General features: G+C 74.8%; 17 protein-coding genes and 1 pseudogene. 14 read left to right on the forward strand and 4 right to left on the reverse strand.

Translation table 11 applies throughout. The features are described from left to right. Positions 1 to 50 precede the first annotated feature (50 nt). Positions 51 to 665 carry a hypothetical protein gene (locus ABZ192_RS37370; protein WP_356928911.1) on the reverse strand — a complete coding sequence of 205 codons (615 nt, stop codon included), beginning with the start codon at positions 663 to 665 and terminating at the stop codon, positions 51 to 53. 96 nt (positions 666 to 761) lie between these two features. On the opposite strand from ABZ192_RS37370, the gene ABZ192_RS37375 reads away from it, so the two are divergent. Together ABZ192_RS37375 and ABZ192_RS37380 are read left to right on the forward strand one after the other, a co-directional pair. Next, a complete protein-coding gene (locus tag ABZ192_RS37375) occupies positions 762 to 2,192 on the forward strand; it encodes a hypothetical protein (protein WP_356928912.1) in 1,431 nt (476 codons plus the stop codon). A gap of 109 nt (positions 2,193 to 2,301) precedes the next feature. After that, the gene (locus ABZ192_RS37380; protein WP_356928913.1) at positions 2,302 to 3,960 is read left to right on the forward strand and encodes a catalase; all 1,659 of its coding nucleotides are present in this window, start codon (positions 2,302 to 2,304) and stop codon (positions 3,958 to 3,960) included. A 4-nt stretch (positions 3,961 to 3,964) separates the two neighbouring features. Here the strand turns inward: ABZ192_RS37380 and ABZ192_RS37385 are convergent, their stop codons facing one another. Next, positions 3,965 to 4,819: a fructosamine kinase family protein gene (locus tag ABZ192_RS37385; RefSeq protein WP_356928914.1), complete on the reverse strand. Its 855-nt coding sequence runs from the start codon at positions 4,817 to 4,819 to the stop codon at positions 3,965 to 3,967. Positions 4,820 to 5,024: 205 nt separating this feature from the next. Here ABZ192_RS37385 and ABZ192_RS37390 point away from each other — a divergent pair, with 205 nt between their 5' ends. Next, positions 5,025 to 5,348 carry a hypothetical protein gene (locus ABZ192_RS37390; RefSeq protein ID WP_356928915.1) on the forward strand — a complete coding sequence of 108 codons (324 nt, stop codon included), beginning with the start codon at positions 5,025 to 5,027 and terminating at the stop codon, positions 5,346 to 5,348. A 42-nt stretch (positions 5,349 to 5,390) separates the two neighbouring features. On the opposite strand, the gene ABZ192_RS37395 is transcribed toward ABZ192_RS37390, so the two are convergent. Beyond that, positions 5,391 to 5,924 (reverse strand): hypothetical protein, encoded by a 534-nt coding sequence (locus tag ABZ192_RS37395; RefSeq protein ID WP_356928916.1) that lies wholly within the window; start codon positions 5,922 to 5,924, stop codon positions 5,391 to 5,393. Between the two features lie 275 nt (positions 5,925 to 6,199). Between ABZ192_RS37395 and ABZ192_RS37400 the strand changes: the two genes are divergently transcribed. The 10 genes from ABZ192_RS37400 (at position 6,200) to rfaE2 (ending at position 17,021) form a co-directional block, all read left to right on the forward strand. After that, a complete protein-coding gene (locus tag ABZ192_RS37400) occupies positions 6,200 to 6,727 on the forward strand; it encodes a hypothetical protein (protein ID WP_356928917.1) in 528 nt (175 codons plus the stop codon). A 315-nt stretch (positions 6,728 to 7,042) separates the two neighbouring features. Further along, the gene (locus tag ABZ192_RS37405) at positions 7,043 to 8,008 is read left to right on the forward strand and encodes an NAD-dependent epimerase/dehydratase family protein (RefSeq protein ID WP_356928918.1); all 966 of its coding nucleotides are present in this window, start codon (positions 7,043 to 7,045) and stop codon (positions 8,006 to 8,008) included. A gap of 66 nt (positions 8,009 to 8,074) precedes the next feature. Next, a complete protein-coding gene (locus ABZ192_RS37410) occupies positions 8,075 to 9,739 on the forward strand; it encodes a carbamoyltransferase C-terminal domain-containing protein (protein WP_356928919.1) in 1,665 nt (554 codons plus the stop codon). Continuing rightward, positions 9,736 to 10,809 carry a glycosyltransferase gene (locus tag ABZ192_RS37415; protein ID WP_356928920.1) on the forward strand — a complete coding sequence of 358 codons (1,074 nt, stop codon included), beginning with the start codon at positions 9,736 to 9,738 and terminating at the stop codon, positions 10,807 to 10,809. Before ABZ192_RS37410 ends, ABZ192_RS37415 begins: the two co-directional genes overlap by 4 nt. Next, entirely contained in the window at positions 10,806 to 11,570 is a 765-nt protein-coding gene (locus ABZ192_RS37420; protein WP_356928921.1) for an HAD-IIIA family hydrolase, read from the forward strand. The genes ABZ192_RS37415 and ABZ192_RS37420 overlap by 4 nt, the downstream gene beginning before the upstream one ends. Continuing rightward, positions 11,567 to 12,640, forward strand: coding sequence for a glycosyltransferase family 9 protein (locus tag ABZ192_RS37425; protein ID WP_356928922.1), 1,074 nt, complete (start codon positions 11,567 to 11,569; stop codon positions 12,638 to 12,640). The genes ABZ192_RS37420 and ABZ192_RS37425 overlap by 4 nt, the downstream gene beginning before the upstream one ends. Beyond that, complete coding sequence (locus ABZ192_RS37430) at positions 12,637 to 13,602, forward strand: glycosyltransferase (RefSeq protein ID WP_356928923.1); 966 nt, start codon at positions 12,637 to 12,639, stop codon at positions 13,600 to 13,602. Before ABZ192_RS37425 ends, ABZ192_RS37430 begins: the two co-directional genes overlap by 4 nt. After that, complete coding sequence (locus ABZ192_RS37435) at positions 13,599 to 14,876, forward strand: glycosyltransferase (RefSeq protein ID WP_356928924.1); 1,278 nt, start codon at positions 13,599 to 13,601, stop codon at positions 14,874 to 14,876. The genes ABZ192_RS37430 and ABZ192_RS37435 overlap by 4 nt, the downstream gene beginning before the upstream one ends. Positions 14,877 to 14,982: 106 nt before the next feature. Then, on the forward strand, positions 14,983 to 15,618 hold the full coding sequence (locus tag ABZ192_RS37440; protein WP_356928925.1) for an SIS domain-containing protein: 636 nt from the start codon (positions 14,983 to 14,985) through the stop codon (positions 15,616 to 15,618). Continuing rightward, the gene (gene rfaE2, locus ABZ192_RS37445; protein ID WP_356928926.1) at positions 15,615 to 17,021 is read left to right on the forward strand and encodes a D-glycero-beta-D-manno-heptose 1-phosphate adenylyltransferase; all 1,407 of its coding nucleotides are present in this window, start codon (positions 15,615 to 15,617) and stop codon (positions 17,019 to 17,021) included. The genes ABZ192_RS37440 and rfaE2 overlap by 4 nt, the downstream gene beginning before the upstream one ends. Positions 17,022 to 17,030: 9 nt before the next feature. On the opposite strand, the gene ABZ192_RS37450 is transcribed toward rfaE2, so the two are convergent. Then, on the reverse strand, positions 17,031 to 18,317 hold the full coding sequence (locus ABZ192_RS37450; RefSeq protein ID WP_356928929.1) for an MFS transporter: 1,287 nt from the start codon (positions 18,315 to 18,317) through the stop codon (positions 17,031 to 17,033). A gap of 276 nt (positions 18,318 to 18,593) precedes the next feature. Here ABZ192_RS37450 and ABZ192_RS37455 point away from each other — a divergent pair. Beyond that, positions 18,594 to 18,688 (forward strand): annotated as a pseudogene (locus tag ABZ192_RS37455) (amidase family protein); the annotation flags it as partial.

Here is an 18,688-nt window from a genome sequence, read left to right on the forward strand (position 1 = left end):
GCCCGGACACCGCCGGCGGGCGGGGTCCGGGCCCTTCGCGTGGCAGGCGGTCAGAGCCGGAAGATCGCGCCCACCCGTTCGGCGAGTTCGTCCTCCGACATCGGGAGGTCGACCGTGATGGCGGGCAGTTGGAGGCGTGCGGTCTCCTCGCGGAGGCGTTCCGTGAACAGGTGGTCCCGTGCGGCGATGTTGCGGTTCGCCCGCTCCGGGTCACTGGTCCTCTCCGTGAAACCCGCTCCCCTCGTGGCCCGGCCCGTGAACGCGGCCTGCCGGAACCGCGGTGTGGGCAGGAGCCAGACCGCGTGTCCGGGCTCGGTGAGCAGGGGCTGTACGAGGTGCGGCAGCAGGCGGAATCCCTCGACGACGACACACGTCTCCCGCGGCATGCGCAGCAGGTCCTCGACGATCAGCCCGAAGCCCTCGCCGCGAAACCAGTGGAACGTGCTGAGCATGGTCTGCGGAGACCGGTCCACCCAGCGTTCGTCCATGTCCATGGCCATGAACTCGTGCAGCAACGGGGCCTCGTCGGGCGTGGTCCGGCGGGCGTGGTCCCCCATCACGTCGTCGGTCGAGTAGAGACGCCAGCCCTGCCGATCGGCGAGTCTGCGGGCGATCGTGGACTTGCCCGCGCCGCTCCCGCCCCCGATCCAGTAGACGTGCCGCATGCTTCCGCTCTCCCGTGATCGCGCTCTGATTGTCAGTGGTGGATGCCACGATGCCGACAGCTCACCATCCCATCCCCGGACGAGGAGGAGCTGATCGTGCGCAGGCCGGTCGAGGGAGAGGTTCATGTGCACTACGGCCAGATCTACGTCGAGACCGACCCGGACAGCTACGGACCCGGCCTCGAGGAGGCGTTCGCCGGGCAGAGCGCGGGCCTGTGCGGGGCTGCGACACCGGGCGCCCTGTGGCTGAACACCGGACTGCACACCGGCTCGGTGGGCTTCACGGTCGAGGTGCACGAGCAGGCGCCGCCGCTGGATCCGGACTGGGAGGACGTGGTGGAAGTGTCCTTCCGTCCGGTGTCGGAGGACAGCGCGCTCGTGGAATGGGGAGGGGGAGACTCCTGGCAGCTCGATCTGGAGGAGACCGACTACCGCGTGCGGTACTGCGCCCGGGGCATGGACCAGGCGAGCGAGCGGGACACCCGCATGGACGGCGAGCCCCGACTCGACTGCTACCTCCTGCAGTTCTGGCCCGCCCCGCCCGAGCCGGACCGTGTTCTGAAGCAGACCTCGCAGGTCGCCGCCTACTGGCACCGCTACGCCCGCGAACTGCCGCCACCTCCCACACCCGCCGAACGCGCCGAAGCCGAACGCCGGGCCCGCCTCGCGCAGGAGCGGGAGGAACGAGAACGCCGGCTCGCCTTCGAACGCTGGCAATGGGGCGGACAGCAGCCGAGCCAGGCCCTGCGGGACGTCGGCGGCAACGTCCGCGGCCTGCTCGAGTTCGACCCCTCCCTGATCCACGCCATCGACGCGTCCGGCCCCGCCACCCAGCGTGAGGTGGCCCTGTTCGCGGCCCGCCGGGCGTGTGAAGAGGCCGGTCTCACCGCCCTCGACTGGGTCGCCGACGCGCTCACGGCCCTGGCCGAAGGCCGTCCGCTGCCGCCGCCGTTCGACGACGACGTCCGCATGTGGGAGACCCTGGCCACCGACCCGGGTGTCCCGGACCGGACCGTCGGCCGGGCCGTCCCGCCCGAACGGCCTCCCTTCCGGCCGCCCGCGTCCCCGGGCAGCCCCGTGCCGCAAACCCTGGAGGCCACACAAGCCGTGGTGGGCCCGGCGGCCGCCGTGGCGAAAACACAGGCCTCCGGCTCCGGCTCGTCCGCCGCGGCGGTACGCCAGGTTTCCGGTTCCGGCTCGTCCGCTTCGGCGGAATGCCAGGATTCCGGCTCCGGCTCGTCCGCCGCGGCGATACGACAGGCCTCCGGCTCCGACGCCTGCGACGCGGCGAAACCGCAGGCCTCCGGCTCCGGCCGGTACGTCATGGCGGTCACCTTCGGCCCACCGGACCCGTCCGTGCGGATGTCGCAGCCGCACATGGCCCTCCCCGCGGTGACCGACGCCGCCGGACCCGACCCGCTCCGGGCGGCCCTCGACGCGGTGTTCGCAGCCGTCGTCACGTACGGCGAGAACCACCCGGCCCTGCTCGAAGAAGTCTGGTCCGTGGTGCGCGGGACCGGCAGGTGACTGAGCCCGCCCCTCCGGGTACCCGGGCGTTCCGCCATGACCGGCCGGGCGGCCGCTCGCGGCGCCGACCCGGTCGGCCGCCGGCCATGAGCCGAAGGAGCCCACGCATATGACGGACGTATCCGGCACCGGTCCCGCTCCGGGCGACGACCGCGAGGTCCTCACCAACCGCCAGGGCCATCCGGTCTACGACAACCAGAACCAGCGCACCATCGGCGCCCGCGGGCCCGCCACGCTGGAGAACTACCAGTTCCTGGAGAAGATCAGCCACTTCGACCGGGAACGCATCCCCGAGCGCGTCGTGCACGCCCGCGGTGTCACGGCCTACGGCCACTTCGAGGCCTACGGCACCTGGGGCGACGAGCCGATCAGCCGCTACACCCGGGCCAAACTCTTCCAGGAACGCGGCACACGCACGGACGTGGCCGTCCGCTTCTCCACGGTCATCGGCGGACGCGACTCCTCCGAGGCCGCCCGCGACCCGCGTGGTTTCGCGGTGAAGTTCTACACGGAGGACGGCAACTGGGACCTGGTCGGCAACAACCTCGGCGTTTTCTTCATCCGTGACGCCATCAAGTTCCCGGACGTCATCCACGCCCTCAAGCCGGACCCGGTGACCTTCGAGCAGCAGCCCCGCCGCATCTTCGACTTCATGTCGCAGACGCCCGAGTCCATGCACATGCTGGTCAACCTGTTCAGCCCGCGCGGCATCCCCGCGGACTACCGCCACATGCAGGGCTTCGGCGTCAACACCTACAAGTGGGTCAACGCCGACGGCGACACCAAGCTGGTCAAGTACCACTGGATGCCCAAGCAGGGCGTGCGCAGCATGACCGAGGAGGACGCCGCCAACGTCCAGGCCGACTCCCTCGGCCACGCCACCAAGGACCTCTACGAGGCCGTCGGGCGCGGCGACTACCCGGAGTGGGAGCTGCTCGTCCAGATGATGGACGACCACGACCACCCCGAGCTCGACTTCGACCCGCTGGACGACACCAAGACCTGGCCCGAGCAGGACTTCCCGCCGAAGCCGGTCGGCCGGATGGTGCTCGACCGGATGCCGAAGGACTTCTTCGCCGAGAACGAGCAGATCTCCTTCGGCACCGGTGTCCTCGTCGACGGCCTGGACTTCTCCGACGACAAGATGCTCGTCGGCCGGACCTTCTCCTACAGCGACACCCAGCGCTACCGGGTCGGCCCGAACTACCTCCAGCTGCCCGTCAACCAGGCCAAGAACGCGGACGTGCGCACCAACCAGCGCGACGGCCAGATGGCGTACCACGTGGACGGCGGCGGAGAGAACCCGCAGGTCAACTACGAGCCGTCGATCACCGGCGGCCTGCGCGAGGCCCGCTACCCGACCCACGACGAGCAGGGACCCGTGATCGAGGGGCGGCTCACCCGCAAGCGCATCCCCCGCACCAACGACTACATGCAGGCCGGCCAGCGCTACCTGCTCCTGGAGGACTGGGAGCGCGACGACCTGGTGAAGAACTTCACGGACCTGCTGTCGCAGTGCGACCGCCCCGTCCAGGAGCGCATGGTCTGGCACTTCCTGCTGGTCGAGAACGACCTCGGCCTGCGGGTCGGTGAGGGCCTGGGCATCGGCCCCGAGGACGTGGCCGGTCTGGAGCCGCTGGCGAGCCAGGACCTCACGGACGAGGACCGCGAACGCCTGGCCAACCTGGGCAAGAACCCGCCGCGCGACGTCGAGGGCCTCACCATGACCCACTGCGTGCCGGACGAACGGCACGTCGTCACGCGCTGACCGGTCACCCCGCCAACGCGCTCCGGGCCACGGCGAGGGCCTGTTCCGCGTAGCTCCGGCCGAACAGCACGGCGTGCACCAGCAGCGGGAACAGCTGGTGCACGCCGACGCGGTCCGCCCAGCCGCCGGCGAGCGGCGCCTTCTCCTGGTAGCCGTCCAGCACCCGCTCCAGGTGCGGGCAGCCGAACAGACGCAGCATCGCCAGGTCGGTCTCGCGGTGCCCGCCGTGCGCGGCCGGGTCGATCAGCGAGACATGCCCGTCGGCCGTCCACAGCACGTTGCCGTTCCACAGGTCGCCGTGCAGCCGAGCGGGCGGCTCGGCGGGACCCGCCAGCTCCGGCAGCCGCTCGCACAGACGCTCCACGTCGGTCGCCTCGCCGGGGCGGACGGTGCCCTGGTCGACCGCGCGCCGCAGATACGGCAGCACACGATGCTCGGCGTACCAGCCCGGCCAGTCAGTGCCGGGCTCGTTGCGCATCGGGGCGAGCCCGATGTACGCGTCCGCCGGCCCGTCCGGGGGCGGCGCGCCGAACGCGGGCGCCCCGGCGGCGTGCAGGGCGGCAAGGTCACGGCCGAAGCGCACCGCCGCCTCCCGGCTCGGCCGCCCCTGCCTGACCCGGTCCACGACCAGCCAGGTCCCGTCGTAGCCGTGCACGGCCGGTATCCGCACCGTGCCGGCGCCGGCCAGCCAGCGCAGCCCGGCCGCCTCCGCCCGCGCCGCCCCCGGATCGTCGGCGCCCTTGGCGATCACCACCCGCCCGTCGTCGAGCGTGACCTCGGCGAGCGCCCCGGACAGCGGCCGTTCCCCGATGACCGCCCGCCCGGTGAGCCGGGCCACGACATCCGCAGGGGCGGTCATACGTGTTCCTCCCTCGGATCGAGCTTGATCGGCACCCAGACTACGACCGCGCCCGAAGGGACGCGGGGAACTGCGCGACCAGCCGTACGGACCCGCAGACGGCACTCGTCCTCTCCGGGACATTCGCCACGCCCCGGTCACGCGGGACGGTGAAATCACGCCGCCCGCCGACAGAACCGGCCACCGCCGGGGGACCAGTCGGGGTATGACGAGCTCACCGTTCCAGCGCACCATCGCCCTGCCCGCCCCCGTGTGCGAACAGGCCGCACAGCATCTGGAGCAGGCCGCGCACCGGTCCATCGACGGGGCCGCGATCCCCCTGAAGGCGTTCCGCGCCGCAGCCGACAACGACTTCATCCTCCCCGTGCAGGTCGTGGAGCAGGCCGCGTCCTGCCTGCTCGTCCTGGCCACGGAGACCGCCCAGACCGTCCGTCCCTCCGCTCTGCGCGCCACCATCAGCGTCGCGCTGCGGCTGCGGGACGCGGTGGAACTGTCGCATCAGCCGGCTCTCAGCAGCAGGTTCTGGTAAGCCGGGACCGACGACGGAGCGGCCGACGACGGAACCCGCGCGTCAGGTCTCGCGGAAGGCGACCTGGACCTGCTTGCGGCGCAGTTCCTCCAGCGTGGTGCGCTGCCGCCGGGCCCGTTCGACGAGGTCGTCGAGGTGCCGCGGGTCGAGGCGCGCGTCCGTGGCCGCCAGATCGCGGAGCGTCTGCCAGCCGGCCATCTTGCCCTCCACCCCCAGCCCCATCGCCTCCAGCTCCCACAGCGTGCTCAGCGGGGAGCGCCGTACCAGGGTTCCGTTGCTCTTCAGCCGGCCTATCTGCTCGACCGCCCGGCCCGCGTAGACCTTGTAGCGCCGCACCGGGACGTCGAGCCGCCGCATGATGTGCAGCAGGCTCGCCCGGTCCTCGGCGATCTCGGCGGCGACCGGGGCCAGGGCGTCGGCGAGCGCCGTACCCCGGCACGAGCGCACCAGATGGCGTATCCGCGCCGTCCCGGCGGTGGCGCCGGCGAGATGGTCGTTGAGGTAGACGCCCAGCAGCGACATGTCGGTGGCCGGAGCACGCCGGGCGCCCGGCGGATCCGTTCGCTGTTCCGTCATGGCAGTGCTCCTGTCCTGCTCCCGGCCCCGGCCCACCCCACCCGAAGGCGGCCGGACCAAGGGTTCTCCGGACTTTCCGGCTTGCGGAAGGTGATGCGGGGCGGGTGCCCGGGCCCCTCCCGGCGAAACGGGATCGACGTGCCTGCTCACGAGCCCGGCTGCGATGTGGCCGAGGCCACAACCTGGACGAGGCCCCGATCACGTCCGGGTGCGCGGGGCGGCGGCTACCGTCTACGGGCAGATCCCCGCTTCCCACCCTTTCGGACGGCCCGGCAGTGCAAGCAGACCTCTCTCCTGTCATAGCGGCGACCGCCCAATGGCTGACGCGCGCCTTCCCCGCCTCCGGTGGCGCGCTCGCCTCCGCGCTGTGCGAGATGCAGGCCCGCCAGGCCGTCACGGTCGCGGCGTGGCTCAGGTACCCGACGGAGATGGACGCCGCCCTGGTCGGTGTGGCGGGCCCCGGCGGCTCCGCGCGGCTGGACTGGCTCACCGGAGCCGACGCGTCCCTGGGCGACGACGTGGACGCGCACGCCTGGCGCACCTGGGTGGACGAGGTCGTGGCGAGCTGGGCGGCCAGTCTGCTCACCGACCCGGAGCTGGCCTCCCTGGCGGTGGCCGCGCTCGCCGAGGGCAGCCACAGCACCGGCACACCGGCCGAGTTCCGCCGCCTCGTCGCACCCGACGACAGCGACCGGCGCGCCGCCGCACTCCTGCGCCACCCCGACCTGCTCGCCCCCGTGGCCGACCTCCACCACGACCAGCTCCTCGCCCGCCTGCACCCGGGCCGCACGCTGATCGCCTGACACCGCCGGCCGCCCCCGCGCCTGCGGCGGCACCCGGGTTTCTCCGCTCGGTCTGGGCCCTGTCCCGCACGCCCCGTCGCAGGCTGGACGAGCACCCACCTCCCCTCTCTCCGGTCCTGCCCCGAACTGCGCGAAGAGCCGGTAACCCCAGTCCCTCACCCTCCGTGACTCACCGGTTTGCCGTACGCGGCCGTGCCGCCGTCGCACCGGCGGCGGACGCTGAGCGTGGGCTCGACGGCCTCCGGCCACCTTCGGCGGCGCGAGGCGTACACCGTCGTGCCGGGCCGTGACGCCGCTGACGGAGGAGAGACCGAGATGACCACCGCCCTCTCACGGAGCTGGGAACACGCCGTCGTCACGGGCGGCGCCGGATTCGTCGGTTCCCACCTGTGCGCCGCCCTGCTGGACGCGGGTGCGGCCGTCACCTGCGTGGACGACTTCTGCACCGGCCGGCCCGAGAACATATCCCCGCTGCTCGAACGGCCCGGCTTCACGCTCGTCCAGGCCAACGTCGCCGAGGGGCTGCGCATCAAGCGGTCGCCCGACCTGGTCCTGCACCTCGCCTCCCCGGCGTCCCCCGCCGACTACCTGCGGCTGCCGCTGCACACCATGGAGACGGGCAGCCTCGGCACCCGCAACGCCCTGGACCTCGCACGGTCCTCCCGCGCCCGTTTCGTCCTCGCGTCCACCTCCGAGGTCTACGGCGACCCGCAGCAGAACCCCCAGGACGAGCGCTACTGGGGCAACGTCAACCCGGTCGGCCCGCGCAGCGTCTACGACGAGGCCAAACGCTTCGGCGAGGCGCTGACCACCGCCCACGCCGACACCCACGGCACCGACACCTGCATCGTGCGGCTGTTCAACACCTACGGCCCCCGGATGCGCGGCCACGACGGACGCGCGGTGCCGACCTTCGTGCGGCAGGCCCTGGCCGGCGAGCCCCTCACCGTGACCGGCGACGGCCGCCAGACCCGGTCCCTGTGCTACGTCGACGACACCGTGCGCGGCATCCTCGCGGCGGCCGCCCACGGCATGCGCGGCCCCGTCAACATCGGCAACCCGACCGAGATCACCATGTTCGACCTGGCCCGGCTGGTCGTCGAACTCGCCGACTCCCCGTCGGAGATCCGCTTCATCGAACGCCCGGTGGACGACCCGGCCGTGCGCTGCCCGGACATCACGCTGGCCCGCGACAAGCTCGGCTGGGAGCCGCAGGTGCGCGCCGAGGAAGGGCTGCGGCGCACAATCGCCTGGTTCCGCGAGGACGGAACGGACGACTGACCCGACCCGCCTCCAGGCACCGTGCCACGACGGACCCAACCCACCCGCCGAAAGGCCGCCACCCCCATGCGCATCCTCGGAATCAACGCCCTCTTCCACGACCCCGCCGCCGCCCTGGTCATCGACGGGCGGACCGTCGCCGCCGCGGAGGAGGAGCGGTTCTCGCGGCGCAAGCACGGAAAGCGCCCCCTGCCGTTCTCCGCCTGGGAGCTGCCCGAGAAGGCCGCCGCCTGGTGCCTGAAGCGGGCCGGGCTGCGCCCGCAGGACCTCGACGCGGTCACCTACTCCTTCGACCCGGCGCTCGCCCGGCCCGCCGAGGACATGGGCCTGGACGACCCCTGGGACCACCTGCGGCTGATCTACGCCCGTGAGGCGCCCGGATTCCTGCGGACGGCCCTGCCCGGCCTCGCCCCCGGCATCGTCCGCTTCGTGCCCCACCACATGGCCCACGCCGCCTCCGGCGCCTTCGCCGCACCGGACGTCGGCGACTCCTCCGTCCTGGTCCTGGACGGTCGCGGCGAACGCGCCTCCCACCTGGCCGCCCGCCGCGTCGGCGACCGGCTGGAGGCGCTGCACGCCCAGGACCTGCCGCACTCGCTCGGCCTCGTCTACGAGGAACTCACCGAACACCTCGGCTTCCTGCGCTCCTCCGACGAGTTCAAGGTGATGGCCCTCGCCTCCCACGGCACCCCGCGCATGCTCACAGAGCTGCGCCGCCACGTGTACCCGACCGGCGACGGCGGCTTCCACGCCACCGGCGTGCCGTGGCAGGAGCTGTGCGCGCCGCGCGGGCCCGACGAGCCCTGGACGCAGGACCACGCCGACGTCGCCGCCAGCGCCCAGGCCGTGCTGGAGGAGACGCTGCTCGACCTCGTGCGCTGGCTGCACGGCCGGACCCACGACCGGGTGCTCACCCTCGCCGGAGGCGTCGCCCTCAACTGCGTCGCCAACTCCCGTATCGCACGCGAGGGCCCCTTCTCCCGGGTGTGGGTGCAGCCCGCCGCCGGCGACGCCGGTACCGCCCTGGGCGGCGCCCTGCTGCTGTCCGCCGGCGAGGGCGACGAACCGGAACCCATGACCGGCGCCGACCTCGGCCGGGACTGGTCCGACGCCGAGCTCGGAGCCTGGCTGAAGACGGCCGCCGTGCCCTTCGAACGGCCCCCGGACATCGCCGCCACCGTCGCCCGCGCCCTGGCGGACAACGCGATCGTCGCCTGGTTCCAGGGCCGCTCCGAATACGGCCCCCGGGCGCTCGGCCACCGCTCCCTGCTCGCCCACCCCGGGCACGCGGGCAACCTCGAACGGCTCAACGACGTCAAGGGCCGCGAGCAGTTCCGGCCCGTCGCCCCGATGGTGCTCGCCGACCGCGCCGCCGAGATCTTCGACGGGCCGCTGCCCAGCCCGTACATGCTGTTCGTGCACGACGTCGCGCGGGAGTGGCGGGACCGCATCCCGGCCGTCGTCCACGTCGACGGCACCGCCCGCATCCAGACCGTCGACCCGGCCCGCGAACCGCTCGTGGCCCGCATGCTCGGCGAGTTCGAGCGGCTCACCGGGCTGCCCGTCGTCGTCAACACCAGCCTCAACACGGCCGGCCGGCCCATGGTCGACGACCCGCGCGACGCCCTGGAGTGCTTCGGCTCCTCGCCCGTCGACCTGCTGGCCATCGGCCCGTACGCCGTCCGCCGCGGCGACCTGTTCCGTTCCGAGGACACCGGAGGCCTGCGATGACCGAGCCCGACGCCCGCACCCGGGACGCCGAGTACGCCGTCGTCGTCCCGACCCTCGGCAGGCCCAGTCTGCGCGTGTGCCTGCACGCCCTGGCCGAGGCGAGCGGACCGGGGCCGGTCCGCGTGGTCCTCGTCGACGACCGGCCCGGCCCGGCCCGCCCGCCCCTGACCGCCGACATCCCGCCGTCCCTGCGCTCGCGCACCATCGTCGTACCCGGCGGGGCGCGCGGCCCCGCCGCCGCCCGCAACCTCGGCTGGCGGGCGGCCGGTGAAGTGCCCTGGATCGTCTTCCTCGACGACGACGTCGTCCCCGGCCCCACCTGGGGCGACGACCTGACGCTCGACCTGTCCGCGGCGACCGAGCGGACCGCCGGGATCACCGCCCGCATCGAGGTGCCGCTGCCCGCCGACCGCCGCCCCACCGACTGGGAACGCAACACGGCCGGACTCGCCGACGCCCACTGGATCACCGCCGACATGGCGTACCGCCGGGCCGCGCTGGCCGCCGTCGGCGGATTCGACGAGCGCTTCCGACGAGCCTTCCGGGAGGACGCCGACCTCGCCCTGCGCGTCCTCGACGCCGGCTGGACCCTCACCACGGGCCGGCGCACCACCACCCACCCCGTGCGGCCGGCCGGGCGCTGGACCTCCGTCCGTCTCCAGGCCGGCAACGCCGACGACGTGCTGATGACCCGGCTGCACGGCCGCCACTGGTGGCGCCGGGCGGAGGCACCCCGCGGCCGGCTGCCCCTGCACCTCGCCCTGACCGGGGCGGGAGTGACGGCGCTCGGCTGCGCCCTGCTCGGCCGGCACCGACTGGCCGGGGCCTGCGGCGCCGCGTGGCTGGCCGGCACGGCCGAGTTCGCCCTGGCCCGGATCCTGCCCGGGCCGCGCACCCGCGACGAGGTGCTCACCATGGCCGCGACCAGCGCGCTCATCCCGCCGGCCGCGACCTGGCACTGGCTGCGCGGGCGACTCGCACACCGCACGGCCCGGCCGCTCACCCCGCTCGGGACCGGCGAACCGGCGCCCGCGCCCCGCCCGGTGGCCAGGGAACGGCTGCGGTCATGACCCGCCCCACCGGCCCATGGCTGCTCTCCGGGGCGAACGGGCCCACCGGCGTACGGCAGCCTCCGCACGAGCCCGGCGGCCCGTTCCCCGCGGCTGTCCTCTTCGACCGCGACGGCACGCTCGTCGCCGACGTCCCCTACAACGGGGACCCGGCGCGGGTCGCGCTCATGCCCGGCGCGCGGGAGGCCGTCGGCGCCGCGCGCGCCGCCGGGATTCCCGTCGGCGTCGTGACGAACCAGTCGGGCGTGGCCCGTGGGCTGCTGACCCCTCGCCAGGTCGATGACGTGCGCCTGCGCGTGGAGGAGCTGCTCGGGCCGTTCGCCGTCTGGGCCGTGTGCCCGCACGGGCAGGGGGAGGGCTGCGGCTGCCGCAAACCCGCCCCCGGACTGATCCTGGCCGCGTGCCGCCGGCTCGGCGTGCCGCCCGCACGCGCCGTCGTCATCGGCGACATCGGAGCCGACGTGGAGGCCGCGCGCGCCGCAGGGGCCCGCGGCATCCTGGTCCCCACGCCCGCCACCCGCCCCGAGGAGACCACGGCGGCCGACACCACGGCAGCCGACCTGCTCGCCGCGGTCCGTCTCGCCCTCGACCCGGCCCCGGTCGCCGCGCAGGCGGGACCGCCACGGCCGGATCCCGGGAGGGCGACGGAGGAGTGGCGGAGCAGCCCGGCCGGGCCGGCCGGTGAACCGCGCCGCCACCGTGCCGCGCCGGCAGCGGTACCGCGCGGTCACCCCGCCCTGCCGACGGGGGAGCCGCGATGACCCCCGTCCGTTCCCGCAGCCGCCTGCCCCGGACCCTCGTCGTCCGCCTCGACAGCGCCGGAGACGTGCTCCTGGCCGGACCCGCCGTGCGGGCCGTCGCGGCCGGATCCTCGTACACGGCACTGCTGTGCGGGCCGCAGGGCGCCGCGGCGGGACGGATGCTGCCCGGGGCGGACGACGTGCTGACCTACGACGCCCCCTGGGTCGGGCTGGAGCCGCCGCCGGTCACGCGGACGGCCACCCGCCGGTTGATGGAGACGCTCACGGCGGGCCGTTTCGACCGGGCGCTCGTCCTCGTGTCGTACCACCAGAGCCCCCTGCCGATCGCCCTGCTGCTGAGGCTCGCTGGAATCGGCTGGACCGCCGCCGACAGCGAGGACTACCCGGGCGCACTGCTCGACCTGCGGCACCGCAGAGCGCCGCACCGCCACGAGGCCCTGGCCGCCCTCGACCTGGCCCGCGCCGCCGGCTACGCCCTGCCGCCCGGCGACGACGGCCGGCTGCGCGTCACACCGCCGCCCCCCACCACCCACCTCACCGGGCCCGAGCCGTACGTCGTCGTCCACCCCGGCGCCGCCGTCCCCGCCCGCGCCTGGACCCCCGGCCGGGCGGCACGGGCCGTCGCCGCCCTGTCCGCCGAGGGATACCGGGTCGTCGTCACCGGGAGCCGCGCCGAGCGGGAGCTGACCGCGCGCGTCGCGGGACGGCACGCGCTGGACCTCGGCGGCGCCACCGACCTGCCGCACCTGGCCGGAGCCCTCGCCGGGGCGCGGGTCGTCGTGGCCGGGAACACCGGCCCGGCCCATCTCGCCGCCGCCGTCGGCACGCCCGTCGTCAGCCTCTTCGCACCGGTCGTCCCGGCCGAACGCTGGGCCCCCTACGGCGTACCGCACGTCCTGCTCGGCGACCGGCGCGCCGCGTGCGCGGACACCCGGGCCCGGCACTGCCCCGTGCCGGGACACCCCTGCCTGGACGGCATCGGCGACGCCGAGGTGCTGGCCGCCGTGGCGGCCCTCACGGACGACCCGGCGGACCAGGGAGAACAGACGGAGCGAGGAGCGGCCGTATGAACATCCTGCTGTGGCACGTGCACGGCTCCTGGACGACCGCGTTCGTCCAGGGCCCGCACACCTACGTCGTCCCCGTCACCCCGGGCCGCGGCCCGGACGGCCTCGGGCGGGCCCGCACCTTCACCTGGCCCGCCTCGGTCCACGAAGCCACCCCTGAGGAACTCCGCGACACGCCCGTCGACCTGGTCGTCCTGCAACGGCCGCACGAGCTCGAACTGGCCGAGCGGTGGCTCGGCGGACGCCGACCCGGCCGGGACGTGCCCGCTCTGTACCTGGAGCACAACGCGCCCGACGGCGACGTACCGGACACCCGTCATCCGTGCGCCGACCGCGACGACCTGACGATCGTGCACGTCACGCACTTCAACCGGCTGTTCTGGGACTGCGGGAGCACGCGCACGGAGGTCGTCGAGCACGGCATCGTCGACCCGGGCCACCGCTACACCGGCCGGCTCGCCCGCGCCGCCGTCGTCGTCAACGAGCCCGTGCGACGCGCCCGGTACACCGGCACCGACCTGCTGCCCGCCCTGGCCGAGGCGGTGCCGCTCGACGTGTTCGGCATGGGCACCGAGGGCCTGGCCGGCCGGCTCGGCCTGCCACCCGACCGGTGCCGCACCGCCGACCTGCCCCAGAGCGAACTGCACACGGCGCTGGCCGAACGCCGCATGTACCTGCACCCGGTGCGCTGGACCTCCCTCGGCCTGTCCCTGCTGGAGGCGATGCACCTCGGCCTGCCCGTCCTGGCCCTCGCCACCACCGGCGCCGTCGAGGCCGTCCCGCCCGGCGCGGGCACCCTCTCCACCCGCCCCGACGTCCTGGCCCGCGCCGCCCGCCGCTACCTCCACGAACCCGAGGCCGCGGCCGCGGACGGAGCCCGCGCCCGGCAGGCGGCCCTCGAACGCTACGGGCTCAAGCGCTTCCTGGCCGACTGGGAGCGCCTGATCACGGAGGTGTGCTCATGACCCCGTCCCTCAGCCCCTTCCCCACCGGGCCGCTCGGCGGCGACCCCCTCGACCCGGGCGTCCTCGCGATCGCGCTCGTCTCGGAACACGCGAGCCCCCTCGCCGCGCTCGGCGGGGTCGACGCCGGCGGCCAGAACGTCCACGTCGCCTGCCTCGCCGGAGCGCTCGCCGACCGGGGCCACCGCGTCACCGTCTACACCCGCAGGGACGCGCCCGACCTGCCCTGCCGGGTGGAGCTGCGCGACGGCGTCGAGGTGCACCACGTCCCCGCCGGGCCGGCCGAGCCGCTCCCCAAGGACGAGCTCCTGCCGCACATGGGCGAGTTCGGCCGCTACCTGGCACGCTGCTGGCGTACCCGGACCCCCGACCTCGTGCACTCGCACTACTGGATGTCGGGCCTGGCCGCACTCCGGGCCACCCGCGCGCACGGGCTGCCCCTGCTGCACACGTACCACGCCCTCGGCACCGTGAAGCGACGGCACCAGCGCCACGCCGACACCAGCCCGCCCGAGCGGATCCCCGGCGAGACCGAGATCGGGCTGGGCTGCGACCGTGTCATCGCCACCTGCCGGGACGAGGCCGCCGAACTGACCCGCATGGGGATACCCCCGCACAAGATCGGCATCGTGCCGTGCGGCGTCGACCCCGACCGGTTCACCCCCAAGGGCCCGGCCGCGCCGCGCGGACCGTACCCGCACCGCCTGCTCCAGCTGGGCCGGCTGGTGCCGCGCAAGGGCGCGGCGGTGGCCGTCGCCGCGCTGGCCCGGCTGCCCGGCACCGAGCTCGTCGTGGTCGGCGGACCGCCCGCGGACCGGCTCGACGACGACCCGGAGGTGCGCCGGCTGCGCGGCATCGCCCGGGACGCCGGCGTCGCCGACCGGGTCCGCTTCACCGGCGCCGTGCCCAGCGAGGACGTGCCGCCGCTGCTGCGCTCCGCCGACGTCGTGGTGTGCCCCGCCGACTACGAGCCCTTCGGCATCGTCCCGCTCGAAGCCATGGCCTGCGGCGTTCCCGTCGTGGCCAGCGCGGTCGGCGGACAACTCGACACCGTCGCCGACCCGGGCACCGGCCGGCTGGTACCGCCCCGCGACCCGGAGGCCCTGGCCCGCGCCGTCGCCGGCCTGCTCGCCGACCCGGCGGCCCGCGAGGCGTGCGGGGCGGCCGGCCGCCGCCGGGTCCTGAGCCGCTACGGCTGGGGCCAGGTCGCCGCGGCCACCGAGACCGCCTACTGCGAGGTCCTCGACGCCGAGCCCGCCGCGACGGGCGCCGGCTGACCCGACCCGTCCCCGCCCCGAAGGCCGCAGCCGACGCCCGACGCCCGAAGACCGAAGGAGGTGCGGGTCCGCCGCCGTCCACCGGGCGGCGGCACGCCCGAACAGCATGAGCGAACACCCTGCACACCCCGCGCTCGATGCAGCCCGCCTGCACTGCCGGTCACTGGAAGAGGCGCTGGGCCGGTTCCGCTCGCACGGCCTCGAACAGATCGCGGACTGGGGCAGCCGCCTCGCCGACGTCCTCACCGGCGGCGGCCGACTGCTCGCCGCGGGCAACGGCGGCAGCGCCGCCCAGGCCCAGCACCTCACCGCCGAACTGGTCGGCCGCTACCGCCAGGAACGCCGCGCCTACTCCGCCCTCGCCCTGCACGCCGAGACCTCCAGCGTCACCGCCATCGGCAACGACTACGGCTTCGACCACGTCTACGCCCGCCAGGTCACGGCCCACGGCCGCCCCGGCGACATCCTGATGCTGCTGTCCACCTCCGGCCGCAGCGCCAACCTCATCGCGGCGGCCGTGACCGCCCGGCAAGCCGGACTGCGCGTGTGGGCGCTCACCGGGCGCGGCCCGAACCCTGTCGCGGAAGCCGCGCACGAAGCCCTCTGCGTCGACGCCGCCGGCACCGCGAACGTCCAGGAGATCCACCTCGTCGCCGTCCACCTGCTCTGCGAGTGCTTCGACACGGCCGTGTCCACACCGCTCGCCCGGCGCACGGTCCTCACCCACGGGAGCACCTCATGACCGGACCGGAACCGCTCGCGGTCGTCGGGGACGTCCTCCTCGACGAGGACATCGAAGGCGTCTCCACCCGGCTGTCCCCGGACGCCCCCGCCCCCGTCGTCGACGTCACCGGCGACCGGCGGCACCCGGGAGGAGCCGGACTGGCCGCCGCCCTCGCCGCGCGCGGCGGCCGGGAGGTGGTCCTGGTGACCGCGCTGGGCGACGACGACGCCAGCGAGGCCGTACGGCGTGACCTGCGCGGCCGGGTCCGGCTGCTGGAGCTCCCGCTCAAGGGCACCCTGCCGGTCAAGACCCGCGTCCTCGCGGGCGGCCGGCCCGTCGTCCGCATCGACCGGGGCGGCGGCACCCCCGGCGAACCCGACGGCGCGGTCCGCGAGGCCCTGGCGAACGCCCGCGCGATCCTGGTCGCCGACTACGGACGCCACACCGCCGGCGCCCTGCGGCCGTACCTGGAGGAGATCGCCCGCCGCACCCCCCTGGTGTGGGATCCGCACCCCCAGGGCGACCCGCCCGTGCCCGGAGCCCGGCTCGTCACCCCCAACGCGGCGGAGGCACGAGCCCTGTACCCGGGCTCCGGAGGGACGTCACTGGGCGCGTACGCCGAGCGCGGGACGCGGCTCGCGGAGCGCTGGCGCGCCGCGGGAGTCGCCGTCACCCTCGGTGACCGCGGGGTGCTGCTGGCCCGGCCCGGCTCCGGTACGCCGATGCTCGTGCCCGTGCCCTACCGGGCCGCCGGGGACCCGTGCGGCGCGGGCGACTGCTTCGCCGCGACGACGGCGGCGGCCCTCGCCGACGGCCTGCTCCCCGAGGAGGCGCTGCAGCGGGCCGTCGCCGAGGCCGCCGCGTTCGTCGCGGCCGGCGGCGCGGGCAACCCCGACCTGTGGCGGACCGAGCCGCCGCCCGGCCCCGCGGACGACGCCGCCACCGACGCCTTCGCCCTCGCGGAGAGCGTCCGGGCCCGGGGCGGCACGGTGGTCGCCACCGGCGGCTGCTTCGACCTGGTACACGCGGGCCACGTCGGCCTGCTGGAGGGCGCCCGGCGCATCGGCGACTGCCTCATCGTGTGCCTGAACTCCGACGCGTCCGTCACCCGCCGCAAGGGCCCGGGCCGCCCGCTCAACCCGGCGGCGGACCGCGCCCGCGTCCTCGCCGCGCTCGGCAGCGTCGACGCCGTCGTGGTCTTCGAGGAGGACACGCCCGAGGCGGTACTGGCCCGGCTGCGCCCGGACGTCTGGGTCAAGGGCGGCGACTACTCCGTCCAGGACCTGCCCGAGGCCGAGACGCTGCGCACCTGGGGCGGCCAGGCCGTGGTCCTGCCCTACCTCGACGGCCGCTCCACGACCCTGCTGACCCGCCGGGCGGCGAAGGCGGCGACGACGGCCCTGCGGCCCTCCGGCTCCTGAGGGGCCCGGTCAGGCCGCCGTGCTGAGCGCCGGCTGCGTGTGGACGTCGCCCTCCTCCGTCCGGATCACCACCGGCGTGGTGGTGCGGCGCTGCCGCAGCAGGTAGCCCGCGCCGATCGAGCCGGCGATGAGCAAGCCGCCGGTGACGAGGGCGCCACGGGCGCCGGCCAGTTCCATGAGGAGGCCGAGCGCGGGCGGGCCGCCCAGGCTCCACACCGTGCCGATGCTGCCCCACACGCCGAGCACACGACCCCGCAGATGGGCGGGCGGGTCGGTCTGGAGGACGGCCGTGCCGGCGGTGTCGGAGACGGACTCGACCACGGCCATCGGCAGCACGAGGACGATCAGCACCGCGAGGGACGGCGACAGCCCCGCCACCACCTGGAGCAGCCCCCCGGCCGCCGCCAGCGCCCCCACGAGCCGCACGGACGGCCGGCGCATCCGGGCGCCGAGGAGCGCACCGAGGATGCCGCCGACGGCGAGCACGGTCGAGACGGTGCCGAACGAACCGGCGCCACCGGCGAGCGGCCCGGTGACGAGCACGGCCAGGGTGAGCCCGTAGTTGCGGCCGAAGACGGCGCTGATCCCGGTCACCCCTGCGAGCGCCATCAGACGCGGCCGGCGCGCGAAGAAGGCCAGCCCCTCGCGCACGGACATGTCCGAGCCGGTGCGCTTCGGGCCCGCGGCGACGTCCCGCACCGCTCCGGGAGCCGGACGCAGGAACGGAATGACCGAGGCCACGAACAGGAACGACACGCCGTTCGCGAAGTAGGCCGCGGACGTACCGAGGAACCCCACGGCCACACCGGCCATGGCCGCTCCCACGAGCCTGCCGGACTGGTGCACCAGCGCCCCGACCCCGATGGCCGAGGGCACGTCCTCCGCCGGGACGAGATCGTTGCCCAGCAGCGCGCACGCCGGGTTGTCGACGGTCGCCACGACACCCGTGAGGGCCGCCAGCACCATCAGGGAGGTCATGTCGAGCTTGTCCAGCGCCACGAGCACGGCCGTCGTGAAGGCGATCGCGCCGAGCAGCGCCTGGCTGACGGCCGCCGTCAGCTTGCGGGGCCACCGGTCGACGGCCGCGCCGCCGAGGACGCTCATCAGCAGGGCGGGGGCCGCCTGCACGGACATGGACAGCCCCGTCGCGGCGGCGGACCCGGTGATCTGCAGGACCAGCAGGTTCTGCACCGTGAGCTGCATCCACGTACCGGCGTTCGACACGAAGTTCGCGGCGGACCACCAGCGCATGCTGCGGTACCGCAGCGACCGCCAGGGCGAGCGCGAGACGGGCAGGGCAGGGGAGGGCGACGAAGACACAGTGCGGTACTCGCAAGACGAGTCCGAGGACTCAGCAGGAGGGGGACGAGGGAAACGAGAAGCACCGGCTGCGCTGCGCGGTGGCTCCCCTCGCCGGATACGGCGCCGACCATCGTGGCAGAGCGAACCCCCGAGTCGGTTCCGTCCACACCTCGTCCGCTTCCTTCACACTTCCCAACCGCCTCCGGGCCGGGGGCATTTGAGGCCGCGAGTGGGGTTGATCACAGTTGTCGATCACGGACCTCGCCGTGGCTGGTGCCCGCCGCGCTCGGCTCGGACGGGGCCGGCTCGGTGCGGATCCCGGCCGCGTGGACCCATCTGGTCGGTATCAAGCCGCAGCGCGGCCG

The sequence above is a fragment of the Streptomyces sp. NPDC006235 genome, from assembly GCF_040613735.1.
GTDB lineage: Bacteria > Actinomycetota > Actinomycetes > Streptomycetales > Streptomycetaceae > Streptomyces.